This window comes from Roseateles sp. GW821-FHT09H10 (genome assembly GCF_059415865.1).
This window is the reverse complement of record NZ_JBWKOB010000004.1, coordinates 542,906-567,154: the sequence shown is the minus strand read 5'-3', so window position 1 is coordinate 567,154 and position 24,249 is coordinate 542,906. Positions and strand designations below refer to the sequence as shown.

20 protein-coding genes are annotated in these 24,249 nt (G+C 68.7%); 15 read left to right on the top strand and 5 right to left on the bottom strand.

All coding sequences use genetic code 11. The annotated features are described in order from the left end of the window. Positions 1–100 precede the first annotated feature (100 nt). Both AC07OY_RS21125 and AC07OY_RS21120 read left to right on the top strand, forming a co-directional pair. Positions 101–1,351 carry a putative DNA modification/repair radical SAM protein gene (locus tag AC07OY_RS21125; protein ID WP_495044570.1) on the top strand — a complete coding sequence of 417 codons (1,251 nt, stop codon included), beginning with the start codon at positions 101–103 and terminating at the stop codon, positions 1,349–1,351. Then, positions 1,351–2,121, top strand: a complete 771-nt coding sequence (locus AC07OY_RS21120; RefSeq protein ID WP_495044554.1) for a TIGR03915 family putative DNA repair protein — start codon at positions 1,351–1,353, stop codon at positions 2,119–2,121. Before AC07OY_RS21125 ends, AC07OY_RS21120 begins: the two co-directional genes overlap by 1 nt. Here the strand turns inward: AC07OY_RS21120 and AC07OY_RS21115 are convergent. Together AC07OY_RS21115 and AC07OY_RS21110 are read right to left on the bottom strand one after the other, a co-directional pair. Further along, positions 2,115–3,179 carry a hypothetical protein gene (locus AC07OY_RS21115; RefSeq protein ID WP_495044553.1) on the bottom strand — a complete coding sequence of 355 codons (1,065 nt, stop codon included), beginning with the start codon at positions 3,177–3,179 and terminating at the stop codon, positions 2,115–2,117. The genes AC07OY_RS21120 and AC07OY_RS21115 overlap by 7 nt on opposite strands. A gap of 91 nt (positions 3,180–3,270) precedes the next feature. Then, positions 3,271–4,740 carry a GAF domain-containing protein gene (locus tag AC07OY_RS21110; RefSeq protein WP_495044552.1) on the bottom strand — a complete coding sequence of 490 codons (1,470 nt, stop codon included), beginning with the start codon at positions 4,738–4,740 and terminating at the stop codon, positions 3,271–3,273. A gap of 182 nt (positions 4,741–4,922) precedes the next feature. On the opposite strand from AC07OY_RS21110, the gene AC07OY_RS21105 reads away from it, so the two are divergent. The 11 genes from AC07OY_RS21105 to AC07OY_RS21055 all read left to right on the top strand — a co-directional run bounded on the left by AC07OY_RS21105 (position 4,923) and on the right by AC07OY_RS21055 (position 16,780). Further along, on the top strand, positions 4,923–5,831 hold the full coding sequence (locus AC07OY_RS21105) for a glucosamine kinase nucleotide-binding domain-containing protein (protein ID WP_495044551.1): 909 nt from the start codon (positions 4,923–4,925) through the stop codon (positions 5,829–5,831). Next, positions 5,828–6,556, top strand: a complete 729-nt coding sequence (locus AC07OY_RS21100; RefSeq protein ID WP_119046610.1) for a GntR family transcriptional regulator — start codon at positions 5,828–5,830, stop codon at positions 6,554–6,556. Before AC07OY_RS21105 ends, AC07OY_RS21100 begins: the two co-directional genes overlap by 4 nt. Before the next feature lie 4 nt (positions 6,557–6,560). Continuing rightward, the gene (gene nagA / locus AC07OY_RS21095; RefSeq protein WP_495044550.1) at positions 6,561–7,685 is read left to right on the top strand and encodes an N-acetylglucosamine-6-phosphate deacetylase; all 1,125 of its coding nucleotides are present in this window, start codon (positions 6,561–6,563) and stop codon (positions 7,683–7,685) included. Beyond that, positions 7,666–8,688, top strand: coding sequence for an SIS domain-containing protein (locus tag AC07OY_RS21090; RefSeq protein WP_495044549.1), 1,023 nt, complete (start codon positions 7,666–7,668; stop codon positions 8,686–8,688). The genes nagA and AC07OY_RS21090 overlap by 20 nt, the downstream gene beginning before the upstream one ends. Before the next feature lie 2 nt (positions 8,689–8,690). Then, positions 8,691–10,163 (top strand): beta-N-acetylhexosaminidase, encoded by a 1,473-nt coding sequence (nagZ, locus tag AC07OY_RS21085; protein ID WP_495044548.1) that lies wholly within the window; start codon positions 8,691–8,693, stop codon positions 10,161–10,163. A gap of 20 nt (positions 10,164–10,183) precedes the next feature. Further along, complete coding sequence (locus AC07OY_RS21080; protein ID WP_495044547.1) at positions 10,184–11,443, top strand: MFS transporter; 1,260 nt, start codon at positions 10,184–10,186, stop codon at positions 11,441–11,443. Next, entirely contained in the window at positions 11,440–12,285 is an 846-nt protein-coding gene (locus tag AC07OY_RS21075; RefSeq protein ID WP_495044546.1) for a glycoside hydrolase family 16 protein, read from the top strand. Before AC07OY_RS21080 ends, AC07OY_RS21075 begins: the two co-directional genes overlap by 4 nt. Then, positions 12,282–13,409, top strand: coding sequence for a glycoside hydrolase family 18 protein (locus AC07OY_RS21070; protein WP_495044545.1), 1,128 nt, complete (start codon positions 12,282–12,284; stop codon positions 13,407–13,409). The genes AC07OY_RS21075 and AC07OY_RS21070 overlap by 4 nt, the downstream gene beginning before the upstream one ends. Positions 13,410–13,417: 8 nt before the next feature. Continuing rightward, complete coding sequence (locus AC07OY_RS21065; protein ID WP_495044544.1) at positions 13,418–14,482, top strand: acyltransferase family protein; 1,065 nt, start codon at positions 13,418–13,420, stop codon at positions 14,480–14,482. After that, on the top strand, positions 14,479–15,999 hold the full coding sequence (locus tag AC07OY_RS21060) for a tryptophan halogenase family protein (RefSeq protein WP_495044543.1): 1,521 nt from the start codon (positions 14,479–14,481) through the stop codon (positions 15,997–15,999). Before AC07OY_RS21065 ends, AC07OY_RS21060 begins: the two co-directional genes overlap by 4 nt. A gap of 73 nt (positions 16,000–16,072) precedes the next feature. Beyond that, positions 16,073–16,780 carry a DUF6445 family protein gene (locus tag AC07OY_RS21055; RefSeq protein WP_495044542.1) on the top strand — a complete coding sequence of 236 codons (708 nt, stop codon included), beginning with the start codon at positions 16,073–16,075 and terminating at the stop codon, positions 16,778–16,780. A gap of 46 nt (positions 16,781–16,826) precedes the next feature. Here the strand turns inward: AC07OY_RS21055 and AC07OY_RS21050 are convergent, their stop codons facing one another. Both AC07OY_RS21050 and AC07OY_RS21045 read right to left on the bottom strand, forming a co-directional pair. After that, the gene (locus AC07OY_RS21050; protein ID WP_495044541.1) at positions 16,827–17,417 is read right to left on the bottom strand and encodes a hypothetical protein; all 591 of its coding nucleotides are present in this window, start codon (positions 17,415–17,417) and stop codon (positions 16,827–16,829) included. A 118-nt stretch (positions 17,418–17,535) separates the two neighbouring features. Continuing rightward, on the bottom strand, positions 17,536–20,178 hold the full coding sequence (locus AC07OY_RS21045; RefSeq protein WP_495044540.1) for a TonB-dependent receptor: 2,643 nt from the start codon (positions 20,176–20,178) through the stop codon (positions 17,536–17,538). A gap of 441 nt (positions 20,179–20,619) precedes the next feature. Between AC07OY_RS21045 and AC07OY_RS21040 the strand changes: the two genes are divergently transcribed. Then, positions 20,620–21,570 carry a cupin-like domain-containing protein gene (locus tag AC07OY_RS21040; RefSeq protein ID WP_495044539.1) on the top strand — a complete coding sequence of 317 codons (951 nt, stop codon included), beginning with the start codon at positions 20,620–20,622 and terminating at the stop codon, positions 21,568–21,570. A gap of 11 nt (positions 21,571–21,581) precedes the next feature. Then, a complete protein-coding gene (locus AC07OY_RS21035) occupies positions 21,582–22,601 on the top strand; it encodes a cupin-like domain-containing protein (protein WP_495044538.1) in 1,020 nt (339 codons plus the stop codon). Positions 22,602–22,608: 7 nt separating this feature from the next. On the opposite strand, the gene AC07OY_RS21030 is transcribed toward AC07OY_RS21035, so the two are convergent. Then, complete coding sequence (locus tag AC07OY_RS21030; protein ID WP_495044537.1) at positions 22,609–24,219, bottom strand: tryptophan halogenase family protein; 1,611 nt, start codon at positions 24,217–24,219, stop codon at positions 22,609–22,611. Between the last annotated feature and the right edge of the window lie 30 nt (positions 24,220–24,249).

Below are 24,249 nucleotides of genomic sequence, written 5' to 3'. Positions count from 1 at the left end.
TGCCCGAGGACTCTAGGAAGTCAGTGCAGGCGGGCGTGTAGGACCTGGCGCCGGATACATCTGCGACCCATCAAACACTGTATGCATGTACAGTCCTTGCATGGAGATCCAGGACAAGCTCGCCATCCTTGCGGACGCCGCCAAATACGACGCTTCCTGTGCCAGCAGCGGCACCGAGAAGCGCGATTCGCGTGACGGCAGGAGCCTGGGCTCGACGAGCAACGGCATCTGCCATGCCTACACGCCCGACGGCCGCTGCGTGTCCCTGCTGAAGGTGCTGCTGACCAACTGGTGCGTGTACGACTGCCTCTACTGCATCAATCGCAAGTCCAGCGACACGCGGCGCGCGCGCTTCGCCATCGACGAGGTCGTGCAGCTGACGCTGTCCTTCTACCGCCGCAACGTCATCGAAGGGCTGTTCCTGTCCAGCGGCATCATCCGCACGCCCGACTACACGATGGAGCAGGTCATCGAGGTCGCGCGGCGGCTGCGGGAGCAGGAACACTTCAAGGGCTATATCCACCTGAAGACGATTCCCGATGCCAGCCCGGAGCTGGTCGAGCGCGCGGGCCGCTATGCCGACCGCCTGTCCATCAATGTCGAGCTGCCCAGCGCCGCCAGCCTGAAGTCGCTGGCGCCGCAGAAGGATGCAGCGGGCATCGAGCGCACCATGACGCGCATCCAGCTGCGCCTGCAGGCCGCGCGCGAAGCCAGGCGCGAAGCCGAAGCCGTGCGTGCACTGCCCGGCGCCGCAGCCCGTGCGGTGAAGCCGCCGCCTTTCGCGCCGGCGGGGCAGAGCACCCAGCTCATCGTCGGCGCCGATGCGTCGGACGACCGCACCGTGCTGCTGCTTTCCAGCCGCCTGTACAGCGGGCAGCGCCTGCGTCGCGTCTACTACTCGGCCTACAGCCCCATCCCGCATGCCAGCAGCCAGCTGCCGCCCCAGGCCGCGCCGCTGCTGCGCGAGCATCGCCTCTACCAGGCCGACTGGCTGCTGCGCTTCTATGGCTTCGCTGCGGACGAGATCGTCACCGAGGCCGGCTTCCTGTCGCTGCAGCACGACCCCAAGCTGGCCTGGGCCCTGGCCCATCCCGAGGCCTTCCCCCTGGATGTCGACCGTGCGTCGCGCGAGGGCCTGCTGCGCGTGCCCGGCCTGGGCGTGAACTCCGTCGACAAGCTGCTGGCCGCAAGGCTGCATCGCCGCCTGCGCCGCGCCGACCTGCTCGCCCTCGGGCCGGCGGCCGGCAAGGCGCTGCCCTTTCTGATCGCCGTCGACCATCGCCCCCGTGCCGCGGACCTGCAGGCCCTGGCGCAGCCCGCGCTGGCGCCGCAGCAGGCCGCCTTGTTCTGATGCACCTGCCATTGCGCCACCCCTCGGACTGGGCTGGCTTCGCCGCCCAGCTGCCCGAACTGCTGGGTGCGGCCGGTGCGGGCTGGACGCATGACGTCGGTGACCAGGCTGCGCTGTTCGCGACAGAGGTCACCACGGCGCCTCCCTGCGCCTGGACGCCGCCCGAGGGCTGGGATGAACTCGGCCGGCGCGTCGCCATGCATGCCGACGACAGCCGCTATGCCCGCCTGCTGGCCTTCGCGCGCCGTCTGCAGCACGAGCCGCTGCTGTGGTTCGACGAATTCGACCCGGAGCGGCGCCGCCTGCGCGCCATGGCCCGCCAGGTCGACCGCGAGATCCACAAGATGCACGCCTTCGTGCGCTTTCGCGAGGTGGCCGACGAGCAGGCGGCCGGCGGCCGTCGCCATGTCGCCTGGTTCGAGCCGGCGCACCATGTGCTGCGGGCGGTGGCGCCCTTCTTCGTGCGCCGCTTTGCCCAGCACCCCTGGGCCATCCTGACGCCGCTGGGCTGCCTGCACTGGGATGGCCGGCGCCTGAGCGGCGCGGGTCCGGCCCGGCGGGCCGATGCGCCGCCCGAGGACGCCGGCGGTGCCCTGTGGCTGACCTATTACCGCAGCATCTTCAATCCGGCGCGGCTCAAGGTGGCCACCATGAAGAAGGAAATGCCGGTGCGCTACTGGGCCCAGATGCCCGAGACCCGGCTCATCAGCGAACTCGTGCGTGACGCGCCCCGGCGCGAGGCCGGCATGCTGGCGCAGCGCGATCAGTAGGCGAGCCGCAGGCCGACGCCAATCGAGTCCTGGCGCTGCGTGTAGTTCGACAGCGTGTTCATCGGGCCGAAATGGGCCTGCACGAACAGCGGCAGACGCAGGCGCTTGTCGCCTTCGCCGCCGACGTCGTACTGCCAGCTGAGGGTGTGCGAGGAATGCTTGAGGCCGCTGTCGCCGATCTGCGAGGTGAGCTCGAACCGGCCCCAATCCCGCAGGAACAGGCCGGCACGCACCTTCAGTCTTTCGTAGTGCCGGAACCGCAGCCCCTGGTCAGCCAGCGGGCCCCAGGTGATGGCCGAGTCGCTGCTGGCATAGGCCTTGATCTTGGCTCGCAGGTCCCACACGGCCTTGTCCTCATTGGGCTCTCCCCAGACCCACTCGCCCTGCACGGCCGCGTAATTCATGCCCCGGCTGATGGTGTCGAAGAAGTGGCTGTCGCCGCGCGCATAGGCACGTTGGGCGCGCAGGCGGTCGTCCGCATTGCGGACAGGCTCGACGACCTGGCCGTTGGACATGTGCTCGAAGCTGAGCTGCCAGGCGCCCCGCTTGTCGCCGCCAAAGAGACTGCCCGGCAGCCGCAGGTGCAGGCCCGGGTTGTTGACGCGGTTGATGACCGGGCCCGAATCGCGCGAGCCCACATAGAAGTCGAAGCGGTTGGTATAGGACACGAACACCTCGGCGCTGCGCAGCTGCTCCCAGAAGTCGCTGCCCTTGTTGGCGGTCTTCAGCGAGCGGACGGCGCCGGCGTCATCGGCCGTGTCGGCGGGTGCCGGGGCGGGCTTCAGCGTGCGGCTTCTCTCGTCGCGCCGCTGCGGGCAGTTCACGAGCGAGTACTTCACCGACACCTGGCCGCGCAGGGCGCGCTCGTCGCGCGCCGCCCAGCCGTTGTTGCTCATCTGGTTCCAGAGCCCGTAGTTGTCATGGAAGGCCGCGAAGCGATCCGATCCGCCGGCCTTGCCGCAGCGCTCGGGCTTGTCTTCCTGTGCCTGGCTGGCCGGCGCGGCCAGGGCGGCGAGCAACAGGACGCAGGCGTGATGGCGAAGAAGCGACTTGGGCATGGCGGGCCTCGCAGCTGGATGCGGCACTGTCCCGCTCCCCCGCGCGCCTGACATCGTCAACTCTGAGGTGCCTCCCGGCACCTCGCGGCGCTCAGGCCCTGCCGACGGCCTCGAACAGCAGGGCCAGCTGGCTGGCGATCAGCAGCTCCTGGCGCGTCCAGGCCCGCGTCGCGCGTGCATCGACCAGCCACAGCGCGCCGACGAGCTGGGCGCCGTCATACAGCGGCACCTCGATGCGCGCCTCGGCCGCGCCCGACAGACCGGACAGCTCGGCATGGCAGGGGTGCAGGGCCGCGTCGGGCAGGGCCAGCGGCGCGCCGTGGCGGGTCAGCAGGTCGATGTAGCGCGGCTGCTCATCGGTCGTCAGGCCGCCGGCTCCGCCGACCTGCCAGCGGATCACGGTGGCCAGGCCGAGGATGCGCACGCTGGCCGCCCTCAGCTCGGCCAGCGCCTCGGGAGGCGGCGTGCCGGCCAGGCGCTGGCGCTGGCCGCACAGATGCAGCAGCAATTCCTCCGGCGTGACCGGCGAGCCGGCCTCTTCGGCAGGCGGCGCGGCCAGCGTCGCGCGTGCGGGCAGGCTCAGGCGCTCGATCTCGGACTGCAGGGCCAGGTGTTGCCAGAGGTGGTCCAGCGCCGCAGGCGCATCGCCCTCGGCCTGCAGCAGCTCGGCCAGTTGCAGATGGGCCTGGCGGGCCTGGGCGCGGGCCTGGATGCGCTGGGCCAGGGCCAGGCCGTGGCGGGTCGAGCGCACCGCCGCGGCGTTGTCGCCGCGGGCCAGGGCGACCTCGGTCCAGGTGCGGCTGGCGGCGGCCTCCAGCCAGGGATAGCCGTGGCGGGCCGCGATGTCCAGGGCCAGGCGGCAGTCGGCCACGGCCCAGTCCATGCGCTGGCGGGCCAGGGCGGCGCGGGCCAGATGCCAATGCGCCTCGGCCTCGAAGACGCGATGGCCGCCGCGCCGCGCCGCCGCCAGGCCATGGCTGAAATGACGCTCGGCCGCCGGCAGGTCGCCGGTCTCGAAGCTGCCGACGCCGATGTTCAGCGCCAGCTTGGCCGACAGATAGCTGTCGTCCGTGCCGGCCAGCTGCTCGCCGGCATCGCGCATCTGGCGCAGGCCGCGGGCCCAGTCCGCCTGGGCATAGTGGATCTGGCCCAGGCCGATGCGGGCGGCGACGCCGGTCTGCAGATGGCCACTGACTTCGGAGAGATCCAGCGCACGCGACCACTGCTCGCTGGCGAGCTGATACTCGCCCTGCTGATAGGCGATGCGGCCCAGGGCTTCGCAGACGCGCGCGGCCTGCACCGGGAAATGCCCGGCCGCCGCGAGGGCCCCCGCCTGCTCCAAGGCGGGCAGCAGTTCGAGGGCCTGCCCGCGCGGCTCGAGCAGGCCGAAGCGGGCATAGAGAGCGTCGACCCCGACAGCGGTGTCGCCAGCCGTGAAAGCGTTTACGCTGAGCGCATCCAGCAAGCGGTCGGCCGCCGCCGGATGGCGATGGGCGACGCGGGCGATGCGGCCCAGCAGGCCGGCCAGGGCCTCGCTGGCGGCAGGATGAAGAGTGAACACGGCGGCAGATCCGGAAGATAGAGCGGGTTGGTTTCTCACTGGTATTCTTGTCGATTCGAGAGCAAGCCGCACTCTTGTTCGGGCTGATCCTTAGCCGGATTGAGTGGCCGTAGACCAGTTTAAAACCAATTGACGACCCTCGGCGTTGGTATTAGAGTGGTATCGACTGAATCCCGTCGACCATGCCGCCTGTTCTCGATCCCACCCTTCTGACTTCCCGTGACTCCGGCCGGCCCGCGCGCTGGTGGGTCGGTATCGACGGTGGCGGTACCAGCACGAGGGCCGTGGTGGCGGATTCGCAGGGGCGTGTGCTCGGTCGTGGTGAGGCCGGTGCTTCGGCTCTCAACCAGGGGACCGAGCAGGCCTGGCGGCATATCGGAGAAGCCATCCAGCGCGCCGGCGTGGACGGGCTGATGCTGCGGGATTGCGCTATCGGGCTGGGGTTGTCGGGCACCGGCGTGCCGGTCCAGTTGCGAGGCTTCGTCGATGCCGATCCCGGCGTGGCGCGCTTCTCTCTCGTGACCGACGGCCTGGTCGCCCTGCTGGGCGCACACGGCGGCCGCCCCGGTGCGCTGCTGATTTCCGGCACCGGCTCGGTCGCCGAAGCCTTGCTGCCCGACGGCAGCCGCCGCATGGTCGGTGGCTGGGGCTGGCAGATCGGCGACGAAGGCAGCGGCGCCTGGCTGGGCCAGCAGGCCATGAAGCTGGCCCAGGCCGCCTACGACAGCCGCGTGCCCGCCGGCCCGCTGGTGCAGGCCGTCTGGCGCCAGACCGGCGCGACGCGCGAGGACATGCTGGGCTTCTGCGCCCAGGCGGGGCAGGGCGGCTATGCCGGCCTGGCTCGCCTCGTCTTCGATCACGAGGAGAGCGACCCTGCCGCCAGTGCGCTGCTGGCCGAGGCCGCGCGTGCGCTGGACGCCCTCGCGGCGGCCCTCCATCCCACCCTGCCGCTGGCCCTGGCCGGCAGCATCGCGTTGCGTCTCGCACCGCGCCTCAGCCCGGCCTTGCAGTCACGCCGTGTCGAACCCCAGGGCGAGCCCGTCAGCGGCGCGCTCTGGTTGATTCAACAACAAGAAATGAACCAAGCATGAGCGCTGTTTTCGATTTCAAGCCCGACCCCAACGCGGCGTCACCTCTGTACATGCAGCTGGCGCAGAGCCTGGCCATGGCCATCCGCGACGGCGTCTTCCATGCCGACGAGGCTCTGCCCAGCGAACGCGTGCTGGCCGAACAGCTGGAGCTGTCGCGCGTCACGGCACGCAAGGCCATCGACCGCCTCGTCGAGCAGGGGCTGATCATCCGCAAGCGCGGCTCGGGCAACTACATCGCGCCCAAGCTGGAGCAGCCGCTGACCCGCCTGACCAGCTTCTCCGAAGAACTGCACCAGCGCGGCTTCGTGCCCAGCTCGCGCTGGCTGCTGCGCGGCTTCACGCCGGCGGCGCCGGATGAGCAGCTGTCGCTGGAACTGAAGAGCGGCGAGCGCGTCGCCCGCCTGGAGCGCCTGCGCCTGGCCGACTCGGTCGTCATGGCCTACGAGGTCTCGGTGCTGCCCCAGACCGTGCTGCCCGATCCGCAGAAGGTCGAGGCCTCGCTCTACACCCACCTCGGCGACCGCGCCCCGGTGCGCGCGCTGCAGCACATCCGCGCGCTGAACGCGGACGCCAAGCTCGCTGGCCTGCTGGAAGTGCCGTTAGGCGCGGCGGTGCTGTTCATCACGCGGGTCGGCTACCTGTCTTCCGGCCAGGCGGTCGAGCTGACGCATTCCTATTGCCGCAGCGATTACTACGACTTCGTTGCCGAGATGCGCAGGGACTGACGGGATGCGACTCGAAGGCGACATCGTCACGCCCCAGGGCGTGATCACCGGCCACCTGGACATTGAGCAGGGGCGGATCAAGGCCGTCAGCGGCGACCCCATCGCCGTCTCGCGCGCCGGCGAGGGCGGCCGACCCATCCTGCTGCCCGGCTTCATCGACACCCATGTGCACGGCGGCGGCGGCCGCGACACGATGGAAGGCGGCGACGCCATCGCGACGATCGCCCGTCGCCACGCCCGCCACGGCACCACGGCCCTGCTGGCCACGACGATGACGGCGCCGGTTGGCGAGATCGAGGCCGCGCTGAAGGCCCTCGGGCCGGTCTGCCGCGAGCGCGGCCGGCAGTCGGCGCGCGTGCTCGGCGTGCACCTGGAAGGCCCCTACATCAGCCCCGACAAGCTCGGCGCCCAGCCCGCGCATGCGATTCCCGCCACGCTGGAAGAGGTGCAGCGGCTGAACGAATTCGCGCCCATCAAGGTGCTGACCATCGCGCCCGAGATGACCGGCCACCTGGCCCTCATCGGCCCGCTGCGCGACGCCGGCATCCGCGTACAGATCGGCCACAGCGCCGGCGGCTATGACGACGGCGTGGCGGCCATCCAGGCCGGCGCGGCCGGCTTCACCCATCTCTTCAACGCCATGACGGGCCTGCATCACCGCGAGCCCGGCATGGTCGGCGCGGCACTCGCCCATGGCGAGCACGCCGAGCTGATTCCCGACCTCATGCATGTGCACCCCGGCGCCATCCGCGTCGCGCTGCGCAGCATTCCCGGCCTGTTCTGCGTCACCGATTCGACGGCCGCTGCCGGCATGCCCGACGGCGAGTACCGCCTCGGTGAATACACGGTTCAAAAGTGTTTGGGCGGCGTGCGCCTGGCCGACGGGACGCTGGCCGGCAGTGCGCTGACCATGGACCAGGCCTTGCGCAATCTCGTGCAGGTGCTGGGCCTGGACGTGATGGATGCCGCGCGGCGCGTGTCGACCGCCGCGGCCGAATACCTGGGCCTGTCGGACCGCGGTCGGCTTGCCGCCGGGGCCTGGGCCGATGTGGTCGTGTTGGATGCCGCACTGAATCTGCGGCGCGTGTTTGTTGAAGGTGAAGAGATCGATGTCGTCGCTGATGCTTGAAGAGGCGCTGAGCGCGCCTGACGTGGTGGCCCGCCAGCTGGCGGCCGATCCGCTGAGTTATGCCCGCCTGGGCCAGGCCCTGCAGGAGCAGCCGCCGTCCAGCGTGCTGACCATTGCGCGCGGCAGCTCCGACCACGCCGCCCATTACCTGGCCTATCTGGTCATGGCGCGCCTGGGCCGGTTGGTCACCTCGCTGCCGATGTCGCTGATCACGCTCTACCAGAGCCGCATCCATTGCCAGGGCCTGGTGTCCATGGCCTTTTCGCAGTCGGGCCAGAGCCCCGACCTGATCGCGCCGACGAAGTTTTTCCGCGAAGGCGGTGCCCGCACCGTGGCCTTCGTCAACGCCAGCGGCTCGCCGCTCGCCGCCGCCGCCGAGCATGTGTTCGAGCTGCACGCCGGTCCCGAGAAGAGCGTGGCCGCCACCAAGAGCTATATCGCCCAGCTCGTCGCCGGTGCCCGCGTCGTCGCGGCCTGGCAGCAGGACGATGCGCTGCGTGCCGCATTGAATGTGCTGCCCATCGCGCTGGAGCAGGCCGCCAAGCTCGACTGGAGCGCCGCCCTGCCGGTGCTGCAGAACGAGGAGCGCCTCTTCGTGCTCGGCCGCGGCACCGGCCTGGCCGTCGCGATGGAAGCGGCCCTCAAGCTCAAGGAAACCTGCGGCATCCAGGCCGAGGCCTTCTCGGGTGCCGAGGTCAAGCACGGCCCCATGGCCCTGGTGCGCGACGGCTATCCCCTGCTCATCTTCGCGCCGCGCGGCCCGGCCCAGGCTGGCCTGCTGGCCATCGCCGACGAGATGCGCCAGCGCGGCGGCCGCGTGCTGCTGGCCGCCCCCATCGGCACGCCCGGCGCCGAGCTGCCGCTGGTCACCACGGGCAACGAGGACCTCGACCCCATCGCCCTGGTGCAGAGCTTCTATCCCATGGTCGAAGCCCTGGCGCGTGCGCGCGGCTTCAACCCTGATGTGCCGCCCAACCTCGCCAAAGTCACCAAGACGCATTGATCATGACCACCTTTGATCCCGGCCGTCTCGTGATGGTCGACATCCCCGGCCAGTCCCTCGACGCCGAGACCGCGGCCTTCCTGCGCGAGCAGAAGATCCGTTCGGTCTGCCTGTTCCGCAAGAACCTCGGCACCGAGGACGAGGTGAGGGCGCTGATGCGCGACCTTATCGAGGTGCTGGGCCCCGAGGCGCTGATCGGCATCGACCAGGAAGGCGGCGCCGTCGTGCGCGCCACCTTCCTGCCGCAGCCGCCGTCGGCCATGGCCCTGGGCGCCAGCGGCGATGCGGCACGGGCCGAGGCTGTGGGCGCGGCCGTCGCGCGCGGCCTGAAGTCGCTGGGCATCAACTGGAACTTCGCGCCGGTGCTGGACGTCAACAACAACCCGGCCAACCCGGTCATCGGCGAGCGCAGCTTCTCCAATGACCCGGTCGAGGTCAGCCGCCTCGCGTCCGCCTGGATGCGCGGCTCGCTGCGCGAAGGCGTGGCCTGCTGCGTCAAGCACTTCCCGGGCCATGGCGACACCCATGTCGACTCCCACCACGCCCTGCCCACCGTCGACAAGACGCGCGCCGAGCTGAACGCGCTGGAGCTGGCGCCCTTCAAGGCCCTGGCCGGCCAGGCCCCGGCCATGATGACGGCCCACATCGTCTATCCGCAGATCGACCCCGACCGGCCGGCGACGCTGTCGCCACAGCTGATTGGCGGCATCCTGCGCCAGGACTGGGGCTATGACGGCGTCGTCATCACCGACGCGCTGATGATGAAGGCGGTGGCCGAGCGCTTCGGCTATGCGCGGTCGGCCGTCATGGCCATCGAGGCCGGCGCCGACATGGTGCTGGCCCAGGGCTCGCTGGCCGAGCAGCTGGTGGCCATCAACGCGCTGCGCGACGCCTTCAACAGCGGCCGCCTGACACCGGAGCAGGGCGCGACGGCCAACCGCCGCCTGGACGGCCTGGCCGCTGCCTACCCGGCCCGCGTCGTGGATGACGGCGCAGCCCGTGCGGCCGACCATGCGCTGATGGCCCAGGCCTGGGCCGCCGGCCTCACCGCCCTGCGCGGGGCCCGCCCGCCGGCGCTGTCCGCCCCCATCCGCGTCATCGTGCAGGGCGATGTGCCCACCGACATGGTGTCGGAAGCCGGCCCGACTGGCCGCCAGGCCGTGGCCTTGTTCGAGGCCTTCACCGATGCCCAGGTGCAGATGGTCGACGACATCGCCCAGCTCGACTGGACGACGGTGCCCAAGGACGGCCGCGTCAACATCCTCGTCTCCACGCGCCGCGCCCGCTACGGCCTGGCCGCCAGCGAATGGCGGCCCGACCTGCACCTGTCGCTGTGGAACCCCTACCAGACCCTGGACGTGGCCGGCCCGACGGTGCTGAGCTGGGGCTTCGCGCCCGGCGCGCTGGAGGGATTGAGGGCCTGGCTGGAAGGCCGTGTTCAAGCCACCGGCCGCGCGCCGCAAGGACTGCAGTGATGGAACAGGCCAAGACGCCCATGAGATGGGTCCCGACCCTGTACTTCGTGCAGGGCATGCAGTTTTTTGTCGTCATGCTCATCGCCGGCCTGATGTTCAAGAACCTGGGCGTGGCCAATGACAGCATTGCCGAATGGACGGCCGCGCTGGGCCTGGCCTGGGCCATCAAGCCGCTGTGGAGCCCCTTCCTGGAGCTGGCGCGCAGCAAAAAGCTCATCGTCGTCATCGCGCAGTACGTGGGCGCTTTCGGCCTGGGCTTGATGGCGCTGGCGCTGCAGCTGCCGCACTGGTTCGGCGCGGCCATCATCGTGCTGTTCCTGATCGCCTATGCCTCGGCCACGCACGACATCGCCTGCGACGGCCTCTATATGTCGTCCCTGGATCAGAAGCGGCAAGCCACCTATGCGGGCTGGCAGGGCGCCTTCTTCAACTGCGCGCGCTTCTTCATCACCGGCGTGGTGCTGAAGATCGCCGGCCACCTGGAAGGCCAGATGGGTGCGGCCAATGCATGGTCGGCGGTGTTTCTGATGCTGGCCGGCCTGGTCGCCGTGCTGGCCACCTACAACGCGCGCTTCCTGCCCGGCACGCTGTCGACCGAACACAGCGAGCTGACGGCGTCGGGCGTGGCCGCGATGCTGAAGGAGGTCGTCATCGACTTCTTCCAGAAGCCCGGCATCTGGCAGGCCGTGCTCTTCATCGTCATGTTCCGGCTGGCCGAAGGCCAGGTGCAGACGATAGGCCCGCTGTTTCTCGTCGAGGCGCGCGACAAGGGCGGCCTGGGCCTGACGAACGGCCAGGTGGCCGACGTTTACGGCTGGGTGGGGACCGGCGCCTTCCTGGTGGGCTCGGTACTCGGCGGTTGGGTCACCAGCAAGCTGAGCCTGAAGCGCGCGATGCCGCTGCTGCTGGTCGCGATGAGCGTGCCCAACGTCACCTTCTACTACCTGGCCGCCACCTTGCCGCCAGACCTGCTCCACATCGGCGCCGCGGTGGGCGTGGAGATGTTCGGTTATGGCTTCGGCTTCGTCGGCATGATCCTCTACATCATGCAGGCCGTGGCGCCGGGCCGCTTCCAGACCGCGCACTACGCGCTGGGCTCGGGCGTCATGCAACTGGGCTTCATCTTCAGCAAGTTCATCAGCGGCAAGATCCAGATCGCGCTGGGCTACGAGAACTTCTTCGCCTGGACCATCGCCTGCGGCCTGCCGGCCCTGCTGCTGCTGCTGTGGGTGCCCATGCCGCGCAAGGGCGCGACGCCTGCCGAGGCGGTGCCCGCATGAAGTTCGCGCTGACCCTGCTGGCGCTGGCCAGCGCTCCCGCCTTCGCATCCGGTGAGTTCTTCGACGACTTCTCGCAGAAGGACCTCGACGCCCTGCGCGACAGCGGCTGGGTGCTGCGCGAGGGCACAGGCCATCCCGGCCTGCCCGGCGCGCGCTTTGCGAAGGGCCAGCTCGCGCTGGATGCCGGCCTGCTCAAGCTCAAGCTGTCCACCGACGGCACGCCGGCCAACACGACGCTGGCCCAGCTCTGCGCGGCGCGCAAATTTCTCATCGGCACGACGTCGGCGCGCGTGCGCTTTCGCGACACGGCGGGCTCGCGCGATCCCATCATCCAGAGCTTCTTCCTGGCCGGCCCGCTGAGGCACGACTACGACCCCGACTTCAGCGAGGTCGATTTCGAGTACCTGCCGCATGGCGGCTGGGGCGAAACGGGCACGCGGCTCTACGGCGTGAGCTGGCAGACCGTGCGCATCGATCCCTGGCAGTCCTTCAACCAGGCCTCCATCCTGCCCGGCAGCTTCGACGGCTGGCAGCTGCTGACCGTGCAGGTCGAGGCCGCGCGCACCCGCCACTACGTCAATGGCCGGCTGATCGGCGAACACACCGGCCGCAATGTGCCGGCCAAGCCGATGGCGATCAGCTTCAACCACTGGATCTCGGCCGGTGCCGTGGCCGGCGCGCCGCGCGACTACCAGTTCGACGTCGACTGGGTGCTGCACCAGGCCGGCCAGACCGTCAGCCCCGACGCCATGCAGGCCCGCGCCGAGCAGCTCCGCAAGCAAGGCGTGGCCCGCCAGGACACCGTGCCCGATGTGGGCCTGAAGAGCGAGTGCAATCTATGAAGAAGCTCCTGATCGCCGCGCTGGCGCTGGCGGCCTCCCTGGCCCAAGCGCAGACGAAACCCGTCGTGGGCACCTATATCCTGGCCGAGCGCGGCGTCGATGTCGTCGAGCAGCTGCAGCCCGGCCGCGTCACCCACATCCTCTATGCCTTCCTGCTGATCTGCGGCGAGGGCCAGCGGGCCCAGGACGCCGAGGGCTGCAAGGGCCAGCCCAATTTCGGCATCCAGCCGCATGCCGACCAGGACATTTTCTCGGCCGCCTTCCAGCGCCTGAAGCAGCGCGACCCCAAGGTGCAGGTGCTGGCCTCGGTCGGTGGCTGGGGCGGTTCCGACCCCTTCTTCCACCTGGCCGCGAGGCCCGAAGGCCGTGCCGCCTTCGTCAAGCACAGCCTGGCCTGGCTGCGCGCCCATCCCGGCTTCGACGGCCTGGACATCGACTGGGAGCACCCGGGCAACAACGGTGCCTCCAACGGTGTGCAGCTCGGCAGCAAGGCCGATGGCGAGTATTTCGTGCTGCTGATGCAGGACCTGCGCGCGGGCCTGGACGACCTGGGCCGCGAGACCGGCAGGCGCTACGCGTTGACTGTGGCCGTCAACACCACGCGCGAGCAGCTCAAGCGCATGCCCACGGCCATGGGTCGGGCGGCCAAGGCGCTGGATCTCGTCTTCATGATGACCTATGACTTCACCGGCCCCTGGACGAAGAAGGCCGGCAACCACACGGCCCTGCGCAGCGCCAGGCCGGGCGATGACAACAGCCTGGAGGCTTCCTTCGCCAACATGAAGGCCGATGGCGTGCCGCCGGCCAAGATGGTGGCAGGCGTCGCCATGTACGGCCGCGGCTTCGACGGCGTCAAGGCCGACGGCCGCTATGCCAAGCCCTGGCCCAACGAGGACGGCTCGGTGGCCTTCAAGGACATCGATTCGCTGCAGGGCATGAAGGCCCATTTCGACAAGCGCACCCAGTCCTGGGCCATGGTCGGCGGCGGCCGCTTCGTCGGCTACGACGACCCGCGCGCCGTGCGTGCCAAGGTGGCGTTCGCGAAGAAGCAGGGCATGGCCGGCGTCTTCGCCTGGGAACTGAGCCAGGACAACGGCGAAATCCTGAACGCGATGCAGCCGTGAGTGGGCTGATGTCCCGCCGCATCGCGTCGGTCGACGCGCTGCGCGGCCTGGCCGTAGCGGCCATGCTGCTGGTCAACAACCCGGGCGACTGGGGCGCCGTCTACGCGCCGCTGCAGCACTCGGCCTGGCATGGCTGCACGCCGACCGACCTGATCTTTCCCTTCTTCCTCTTCATCGTCGGCGTGTCGGCCGCGCTGGCCCTGGGGCCGCGCGTGGATGCAGGCGCCGCCGGCGGTCCTGCGCGCGCTGCCGTGATCCAGCGTGGCCTGCGCATCATCGGCCTGGGCCTGCTGCTGCATCTGCTGGCCTGGTGGCTGATGCACAAGCCCGAATTCCGCGCGCCGGGCGTGCTGCAACGCATCGGCCTGTGCTTTGCGGTCGCCGGCGTGGCGGCCCTGCAGCTGCGCGCGCGCGGGCAGTGGATGCTGCTGTTGGCCCTGCTGATCGGCTATGGCGCGCTGCTGCTGTTCGGCAGCCCGACGCTCGAGAAGGCAGGCAGCCTGAACCAGCACGTCGACACTGCCGTGCTGGGCCGCTTCGCCTATGAATGGCATGCGGCGACGGGCATCGCCTTCGACCCCGAGGGCGTGCTGTCCACGCTGGGTGCGCTGGCGACGACCGTCTTCGGCCTGCTCTGCGGCGGCCTGCTGCGGCGCGAGCAGACGCGTGGCCTGCTGTTGACCGGCATCGCGGCGGCCCTGGTCGGCTGGTGGTGGTCGGCCTGGCTGCCCTGGAACAAGCAGCTGTGGACGCCGTCCTTCGTGCTGTGGACCGGCGGCCTGGCCGCCGTGGCCCTGGCCGCGGCGCATCAGTGGATGGACCACATGGGGCACAGGCCCTGGGGCCGCGCCTTTGGCCTGAACGCCATCGGCGCCTATGCCGGGGCCTGGATGTGCACGGTGCTGCTGGTCGCCACGGGCGGCATGGAGCCGCTGTACCGCACGGTGTTCGGGCCGCTCGGGCCGTGGCTGGGCCCGCAGGGGCAATCGCTGGCCTTTGCCTTGGCCTTTGTCGGCGTCTGGGCCCTCATCGTCTGGGCCCTGGACCGCCGCGGCTGGTACTGGAAGGTATGAAGACCCGACGCATCGCCATCATCGGCGGCGGCACGGCCGGCTGGCTGGCCGCCAACCATCTCGGCTATGAGCTGAGCGCCGACAACGAGGTCGAGATCACCGTCATCGAGTCGGCCGACGTGCCCATCATCGGTGTGGGCGAGGGCACGGTGCCGGCCATCAAGACCTCGCTGCGCAAGTTCGGCATCTCCGAGGCCGATCTGCTGGTGGCCTGTGACACCACCTTCAAGAACGGCATCAAGTTCCAGGGCTGGCTGGATGCGGCCCGGCACGGCAAGGACCATTTCTACTACCACCCCTTTGCCTCGCCCTTCCCGGAAGGGCTGGACATCACGCCGACCTGGCTGGAGCAGCCGCTGCGGTCCTACTCCGACGTGTCCATCAGCACGCGCGTGGCCGAGGCCGGGCGCAGCCCGAAGGCGATCTCGTCGCCTCCCTATGCCGGCGACATCGAGTACGCCTATCACGTCAACGCCCACAAGTTCGCGGCCCTGCTGGCGGACAACGCCAAGCAGCGCTTCCGCGTGCGCCACCTGATCGCGACCGTCGTCGACGCCGAGCGCGGCGAGGACGGTGCCCTCACGGCGCTGCGCATGGCCACGGGCGAGAGTCTGCCCTTCGACTTCTATGTCGACTGCAGCGGCTTCGCTTCCCTGCTGGCCCAGCGGGTGCTCAAGGTGCCCTTCGTCGACAAGTCGCACCAGATCCTCAGTGACACGGCCCTGGTGCAGCAGGTGCCGACCGACCCGGCCGACGAGATCCCGCCCTATACGCTGGCCCAGGCCCATGAGGCCGGCTGGATCTGGGACATCCCGGTCACGCACCGGCGCGGCACGGGTTTCGTCTATTCGAGCGCCCACATGAGCGAGTCGCGCGCCATCGAGTGCTATGCGAGCTATCTGGGTGTGAAGCCGGATTCGCTGTCGCCGCGCAAGATCGCGATGAAGATCGGCTACCGCCAGCAGTTCTGGTTCCAGAACTGCGTGTCCCTGGGGCTGGCCCAGGGCTTCGTCGAGCCGCTGGAGGCCACTTCCATCCTGGTGACGGATTTCTCCGCCAACCTGCTGTCGCGCAATTTCCCCCGCATGCGCGACGACGCCCACGCGCTGCGCCGCGGCTACAACGAGGCCGTGACCTACACCTGGGAGCGCGTCATCGATTTCGTGCAGCTGCACTACCACCTGTCGGACCGCAGCGACTCGTCCTTCTGGCTGGAGAACCGCCGCGGCGACCATCTGTCCGACCTGCTGCGCGAACGCCTGGGCCGCTGGGCCGTGCGCCATCCGCAGAAGAACGACTTCACCAGCCGCTTCGACCTCTTCGACGTCGACAACCACCTCTATGTGCTCTACGGCATGCGCTTCGCGACGCGGCCGCTGCCGATCTCGGACTTCGAGCGCCGCGAGAGCCTGGAGCAGTTCGAGCATGTGACCCGCGCGGCGGAGCAGGCCATCCGCAGCCTGCCCAGCCACCGCGACTGGCTGATGGGCCTGCGTGCGGCCTATCAACGCGCATGAGCGACGCGCCGGGCCGCCCCAAGCGAGCTCGCTCCCGCTCGGCGGGACAGGCCGCAGGCCGAAGGGTGCACCAATGAGCGAAGCTTTCGCCATCCGCATGCCGCCGGACATCCAGTCCGTGCAGGTCGGCGAGCACAGCATCGTCTTCATCGACAACTTCCTTGAAGACCCGCAGGCCCTGGTCGAGATCGCCAGCCGCAGCGCTTTCACGCCCTATCCCGGCGTGGCCGATCGCAAGGGCTATCCCGGCGTGCGCGCCGTCGCGCCGGCCGACTATTCGTCCCGCCTGACGGCGCTGATGGAGCCGCTGATCCGCCTCAACTTCGGCGTGCCCGAGGCGCTCGCGCTACGCAAGGCCGAATGCGCCTTCTCGCTGACCACCATGCCGCCCAGCGAGCTCGGCCCCCTGCAGCGCACGCCGCATTTCGACGCCAGCACGCCCCACCACATCGCGGTGCTGCTCTATCTCTGCGACGAGGCGCATGGCGGCACGGGCTTCTACCGCCACAAGGCGACCGGCCTGCAGCAGGTCACGGCCGACAACCGCGAGCACTTTCTCGACGTCTATTACGACGAGCTCAATGCCCGTCCGCCGGCCCAGCGCTACTTCGACGACGCCGACGAGCACTTCGAGTTCCTCGGCATGATGCCGGCGCGCTTCAACCGCCTCGTCGTCTACCGCGGCAGCCTGCTGCACTCGGCCGTCGTCAATCCGCAGCTCGGCATCAATGCCAATCCGCGCAGCGGGCGGCTGACGCTGAATTCCTTCTACGACTTCTAAACCGTCGCGGGGCCTCGGCGTAGCGCATCAAGCGTTTTTGCCGCTCTCAGCGCGTTGGGTGCCGTCGCATGCTGTCGATCGTGAAGGAATTGAACAGCTCCGCAAATGGAGTGCCGTCGAGTGACGCAACCCGCACGCGCCGAGAGAGGACGCTGACTGCCTGGTGGAGCCGCTGCAGGGCTTCTGGGGCGTCTGCCAGATTCAGGGTCTGCCGAAGTCTGTGCTGGGCCGAGGCGAGATCCTGAGCGTGCTCGAGATCGTCCTCCTCAGCAGGTCGTGCGAGCTCATCTAGGCAGCGTTGCATTTCAAGCAGCCGCCCACCGCCAGAAAACTTGAGGAGGTCTCGCCAGGAAACGGGCAGCAGCAGCAACTGGAGGAATTCCTCAAGCGATGCGGCAACGACGCCTGCTTGTCCCTCGGACGATACGTACAGGACGCGGCCGCTCGACCGGCCAAGCAAGAAGCTGCCGGTTGTGCCGTCCTGGGCGACGGGGTCGAACGGTTCGTCGGCCTCGATGGTGTACCAGTCGCCACTTGCAGGCTTCTCCTCGTCGTCGAGGAGTCGGAAATCGAATGGCCAATCCATCAGCGCATGAAGGGACGTGGCCTCGGTGAGCGTGCGAAGCGAAAGCGGCATTTCCAGGGGTGGGGGCGTCAGTGGGGCGAGTCTAGGTCGCCATGTGAAACGCGCCGCAGATGTCTTCCAAAAAAAGCCCGGCGGCTGCCGGGCTGGAAAGGAGACAAGCGTTGATCGGTCAGAACTTGGCCGTCAGACCGATCTTGTAGGTCGTCTCACCCTTGAAGGACCAGGCGGGGTAGCCGGCCTTCAGAGGATCCTTGTGCAGGCCGTCGGCCGGCAGGCTGGGCGACATGGCGCCGTATTGCACGTCGTCCTGCTTGGTCAGGTTCACCGCGTCGAGGCTGAGCTTGAGCCACTTGTTGATGTTCCAGCCGAAGCTCGCGTCCAGCGTGCCGGTGTTGTCGTGCATGCGGTTGCCGTACCAGAAGGCGTTCTCGCGAATGATGTACTTGGAGCGCCAGTTGTAGGCCAGGCGGCCGAAGTAGTCCGAGGTCTCGTAGTAGCCCACCAGATTCACGTTGTGCTTGGACGACTGCGTGAAGATGCCCAGCTGGTCGGCGAAGCTTTCCTTGGGGGCCGTGCCTTCGGTGTAGGTGTAGTTGGCGACGAAGCCCAGACCGTTGTTGAAGGCGTGGTTGGCCTGCAGCTCGACGCCGCGCAGGCGGCCACCGCCGGCGTTGACGAAGCTCTGCACCGTCCAGTTGTCCACCTTGCTCAGCGGGTCGACCAGGCCGACCTTCTGGTTCAGCGCGACATTGGTCGTGATGAAGTTCGAGATGTCCTTGTTGAAGAAGGTGGCCGAGATGACGTTGCCCTTGCCGTAGTAGTACTCCAGGCTGACGTCGACCTGGCTGGATTTCATGGGCTTCAAGGCGACGCTGCCGATGGTCCAGGTCTCGTTGCCGACGCGGTCGTCGTTGTAGCCCGAGACGGCCACGCCGAACATGTTGGCGAAGTTCGGGCGCGTGATGGCTTGCGAGGCGGCGGCGCGCAGCACCAGGTCCTTGCGCAGGTCGAAGGCCAGGTTCACGCTGGGCAGCACGTCGTTGTAGCTGGACTTGTTCTCGACCGTGCTGCGTCCCCAGTTGACGTTGCCCGAGTAGTCGCCCGCGGCCAGCGGCGTGCCGTCGAACTTGTAGCCGATGTTCTTCACGTCGGTCGAGATGTAGCGCAGGCCGACGTTGCCGCGCAGGTTCTCGGCTTCGAACTCGAACATGCCGTAGGCCGACTTGTTCTTCTCGTTGATCTCACCGTAGGCGGCGCGGTCTTCGTTCCAGCCGGTGATGTTCTTCGTCGTGCCGGCCAGCATGGCGGGCACGTTGGCGCGCGGGACGTCCCAGCTGGCCACCTGCACCGTGCCGTCGAACAGGCCCGACGTGGCGCTGGTGGCGATGGTGCCGGCCCAGACCGGGCGGAAGGCGCGGCGCTCGAACGTGTGGTCGGCGAAGCGAACGCCGGCCTTGAAGGTGTTGATGGCGCCCCAGGCGAGGTCAAAGGTGCCGTCGGCCTGGACGTACTTCTCCTGGTCCTTGTTGGGGCCGCGCGAGGTGGCCCAGGTCTGCGGTGCCAGGGCCGAGGGCAGCTGGGCCGCCGTGAAGGACTGGCTGCTGGTCGGGCTGATGACGATCTGCTTGCCGGTGGCGTCGATGGTGCCCTGCCAGTTCGGGCGGGCAAAGCCGGCGTCCCAGTTGCCGGACTGGAAGTTGGCCGTCAGCGAGGTGCCGCCCTCGGCCTTGGTCGAGCCGGCGACGAAGTCGAACTTGGCGCCGTCGAGCTTGTAGTGGCCGTCGAAGGTGACGCTGTCCGAGGTCATCTGCGCCTGGCGGGCCCAGACCTGGAAGAACTGCGTCGGCAGCGGGTTGGTGGCGGTGGTGACGCTCTTCACGCACATGCCGGTCGGGTTCCAGGCCGACTTCACCTCGGTGTTGCGCTGGGTGCAGTTCGGGTCCTGGAAGATGTAGTCGCTGGCGTTGCTGTTGTCGCCAACGAGCTTGAGCTTGAGCAGGTTCAGGCCGAGGTCCAGGCCTTCGACCGGCTTGGCCTGCAGCGTGACATTGATGGCGTCGCGCTTGCGGTCCTGGATGAAGGCGGTGGGCGCCACGTCGGCCGACCAGCGGTTGTCGGCCTCGACGCCGCGGCGGATGTAGGCGCCTTCGGAGTGGGCGGCGGCGGCCAGCACGCCGAAGCTCTTGCCGGCGTTCTTCCAGCTGTACAGGCCCGAGACTTCCTTCTCCGGGTCGCTGATCGTGCCCTTGCCGTACTTGACGCTGACGAAGCCGCTGTTGGCGGCCATGTCCAGGGGCTTGCGGGTCTTGACGATGACGGTGCCGCCGATGCCGCCTTCGGTCAGGTCGGCCTGGGAGGACTTGTAGACCTCCATGCCACCGATCAGCTCGGCCGGCAGCAGGGAATAGTTGAAGGAGCGGTCGATGTCGAGCTGGTCGTACCAGCCCGTGGACGCGACGGTCTGGCCGTTCAGCGTCGTGTAGGTCATCTGCGGGTCGGAGCCGCGGATGGACACCGTGGCACCCTGGCCGAAGGCGCGGCCGACGGAGATGCCGGGGATGCGGCCCAGGGCCTGGCCGACGTCGGCGTCGGGCAGCTTGCCCACGTCTTCGGCCGAAACGGCGTCGACGACGGCGCTGGCGTTCTTCTTGATGGTCGCAGCGGTCTGCAGCGAAGCGCGGATGCCGGTGACGACCACCTGCTCGAGCTGTGCCGGCGCCGGAGCTGCCGCTTCTTGTGCCTGGGCGGCGAGCGACATGCTGAGCAATGTCAGGGCGGCGGCGGCCGCGATGGGGGTCGGTTTGACCTTCATGAACTGATCCTCGTTATGGCCGTTGATTCGGGTGTGCGAGGTGGTCGCCTGGGGCCATTGCATACCACCTTGAGTCCGGTTGTCGCCTTGTCTGGTTCGGAGTGCGTGCAACCAATCCAAGGCCACTATATCGATTGGTAACGCCACTTTGCTACCAGTTTGATCCGAGTAGTTTCCCGAGTGACTTAGGTCATGCCCTATGAAGACGGGGCTGTGTGCCCTGTGGCGGTGCATGGATCTGCATTGAGCTGGTATCTGACTGGTGCCTGAAATGCTGTTGCTCGGCGACGACGAGCCGCTTGCGTGTTCAGGCTGGCTTTGTTCGTCTTTTTTAACTGGTCAGCAAGTGGACTTGTCGCTGTGCAGGGTTTGCCGGAGGCCTGGCCCGGGCCGGCAGCCGGGACAATGGCCACCTCTGAATGGAAGGCGATTCCCACTGACATGAAGCCGGTTGAAAGCTGGTCGGCCGCCGACGAGCCGCAACTCAAGGACCGCCTGGAGAAGCGCGCCGAGCCCGTGCTGCTGAAGGGGCTGGTGGGGTCATGGGTCGCCGTCAGGGCCGGGCGCGAGAGCCCGCTGGCCATCTGCGACTACCTGCGGCGCTTGGACCGCGGCGTCGAGGTCATGGCCACCAAGACGCGCGCGGCGGCCCGCGGCGTGATGGGCTACAACGAGGCCCTGACCGATTTCGCCTTCGTCAAGGCGCGCATGGGCCTGTCCGAGTTCATGGCCCATCTGACAGCCTATCTGCCGGCCGAGGGCGCGCCGTCCATCGCCGCGCAGTGCGCCAAGGTCAGCGAGGTCATCCCGGGCTTCCTCGATGAGAACGTGCTCGCCGCTCTGCCCGGCGTCATTCCCAATTTCTGGCTCGGCAATGCGCTGACCGTGCCGGTGCACCACGACCACCCCTACAACCTGGCCTGCGTGGTGGCGGGCCGGCGGCGCTTCACGCTGTTTGCGCCCGAGCAGGTCGGCAACCTCTACATCGGCCCGCTGGAGCACACGCCTTCGGGCGCGCCCATCTCCGTCGTGCACCCCGGGGCGCCGGATTTCGAGCGCTATCCGCGCTACCGGGAGGCCCTGGCATCAGCGCTGGTTGCGGAGATGGAGCCGGGGGACGCCCTCTACATCCCCCCGCTGTGGTTCCATCAGGTCGAGGCGCTGGAGAAGGTGAACCTGCTGATCAACTACTGGTGGCCGGTGGTGGGTGCCAGGGACTTGCCCGCGCCCGCCCATGCCCTGCTGCAGGCCATCCAGGTCCTCAACGCCTTGCCTGAGAACCAGCGCGACGCCTGGGCGGCGATGTTCGGGCACTATGTGGTGCAGCGGGAGCAGGAGCCCGCCGGCCACATTCCCGAGCCCTGGCACGGCGCCCTGGCGCGGCGGCGTTGAAAGGCGGCCGCATGCAGGCAATGAAGGAGATCGACGGCATCACGCGCGAGCGCTTCGAACGCGAGGTGGTGCCTGCCTATGAGCCGGTGGTGATGCGTGGCGCGGCCGCGCACTGGCCGCTGGTGGCGCAGGGGCGCGCAGGCCTGGAGCCCTGCCTGCAATACCTGATGGGTTTCGACGGCGGCCAGGCGGTGGACGCCGTGCTCGCCAAGCCCGAGCCGACCCGGGCCTTCAGCTACAAGCCCGACCTGGCCGGCTTCAACTTCATGCGCGACAAGCGGCCCTACGCCGCGCTGTTCGAGCAGCTCTGGCGCTACAGCCATTTCCCCGATCCACCGGCGCTCGCCGCGCAGAGCGCACTGGTGTCCGAGGCGCTGCCGGGCCTGGAGCGCGCCAATGCGCTGGCGCTGCTGGACGCCGCCATTCCGGCGCGCATCTGGATCGGCAACCGCGCCACCGTGCCGGCGCATTTCGACGACTCCCACAACATCGCCTGCGTGGCGGTCGGGCGGCGCCGCTTCACGCTGCTGCCGCCGCAATGCGCGCCACTGCTCTACCTCGGCCCGCCGGACTATGCGCCCACGCCGGCGCCGATGTCCGTCGTGCCTGACCTGCACCGCGCCGACCCGGTCCAGTTCCCTCGGCTTGCCGAGGCCTTGCAGCAGGCGCGCGTGGCCGAACTGGAGCCGGGCGATGCGATCTACATGCCGCCGCTGTGGTTCCATCAGGTCGAAGCGCTGGCGCCGCACCTGAACATCCTGATGAACTACTGGTGGCGCCCCCTGGCCGCGCCGCAGCGGCCGGATGACCTGCACCTGGCGGCCATGCGTCTGGCCATGCTCGCCCTGCGCCACCTGCCCGATGGGGAGCGCGAGGGCTGGCGGGCCTTGTTCGACCACTATGTGTTTGGTGCGAGGGGCGAGGGGCTGTCCCATATCCCCGCTGACCGACGCCACTTGTTCGGGCCTGTCGATGCTGATCGCGATGCCGCCCTGCGCCGTCAGCTCATCGAGATGCTGACGCGGCCGTGATGCCCTGCTACCAGGCGTAGACCTGCAGGAGCTTGTCGCTGTTGCCCGGCGGGATGTTGGCGAGGAGCTCGCGGTGGTCGGGGAAGTTGCCGATGCTGTGCGCGATGAAGTGATCGACGGCCGCCAGGTCGTGGCGGGCCTGCTGTGCCGTGGGGGTCGCGAGGTCCTCGGCGTCGGGGAAGATGCCCATGCCTGCGAGCAATGCATACCAGGACACGGCGGGGTAGCCCTGGCCGAAGCGTCCCGTCTTCAGGCCAGCAACGAGCGGTTTGCGTGACATCCAGGTCATCAGCACCGCCTGCAGCGAGTCGGACAGATGCATGTTCTCCGCGTTGGCGCGCCAGTACTGGGTGTCCGTCCGCGAGTTGGTCTTGTAGTGCGCGACGATGTAGTCGCGCGTGTTCTCGAAGCGCTGCCGCATCGCCTCGTTGAACTGCGCTTGTGCTTCGGGACCGAGGGCGCGCCTTTCCAGCACCTCCACGAGCATCGACGCGGTGACCTGCACATAAAGCAGGGCGGTGGCTTCCAGGGGCTCGATGAAGCCTTGCGACAGGCCGATCGCCACGCAGTTGCGATGCCAGATCTTCTCCATCCGGCCCACGCGCATCTTGAGGTGGCGGGCTGGGATGTCCGCGTCCAGCAGGCCCAGGTGGCGGCGCAGTTCGGTCTCGGCTTCGTCGGCAGTGCAGTGCGAGCTGCTGTAGACATAGCCGTTGCCCTGGCGGTGCGTCAGCGGGATCTTCCATGCCCAGCCATGGCGCAGGGCCGTGGCCACCGTCTGCGACTCCAGCGGCCCGTCCAGCGGCGTCGGCATCGCGACGGCGGCGTCGTTGAAGAGATTCTCCCCGAAGCCGATGAACGGGGTCTGCAGCGCCTTGCCGGTCAACAGCGAGGCAAAGCCGGTGCAATCAACGAAGAAGTCGGCGGTCAGCGTTTCGCCGTCCTCCAGCTTCAAGCCGGCAATGTCGCCCTGCTCGTTCAGCAGCACCTGGTTGACGTGGCGCTGCAGATGCGTCACGCCGCGGCCAACCGCCTTGCGGCCGAGGAACTGGCCCAGCAGCGTCGCGTCGAAGTGATACCCGTACCAGACGTCGAACGGAAAGCTGGTGTTGGCGCGCGGTCCCTTGGCCTGGCGGGCGAGGGCAGCCGACAGGAAGAAGCGGTCGGGATGCGCGTCAACGTCCGCGCCTTCAAGCCGGGCGTGCACGTTGTCGACGAAGGGATGCATGGTCATGTTGTCCAGCATCGACACGAACGGATGGAAATAGCGCTCGAAGCCGGGCTTGGTGGACCAGCCGTCGAAGGTGATGCCGCTCTTGTAGGTGGCGTTGCAGGCGGGCATCCATTCGGATTCCTCGATGCCGAGAATCTCGAAGAAGCGGCGCAGCCACGGCGTCGAGCCCTCGCCGACGCCGATGATGCCGACCTGCGGGGACTCCAGCACCGTCACCTTCAGCCGCGGGCCGTAGGCCGTGGTGGCCAGCATCAGCGCCGTCATCCAGCCCGCCGAGCCGCCGCCGACGACGCAGATGTGCTTCACCGGCGGCGGCGCGTCCGTGCTGCCGCCCAGCGGGCGAGAGGCGATGTATCGGTCGATGACGGTGGCGGTTTCGCTCATGGCACGGCAATGAAAAAAGGGAGCGTGGAC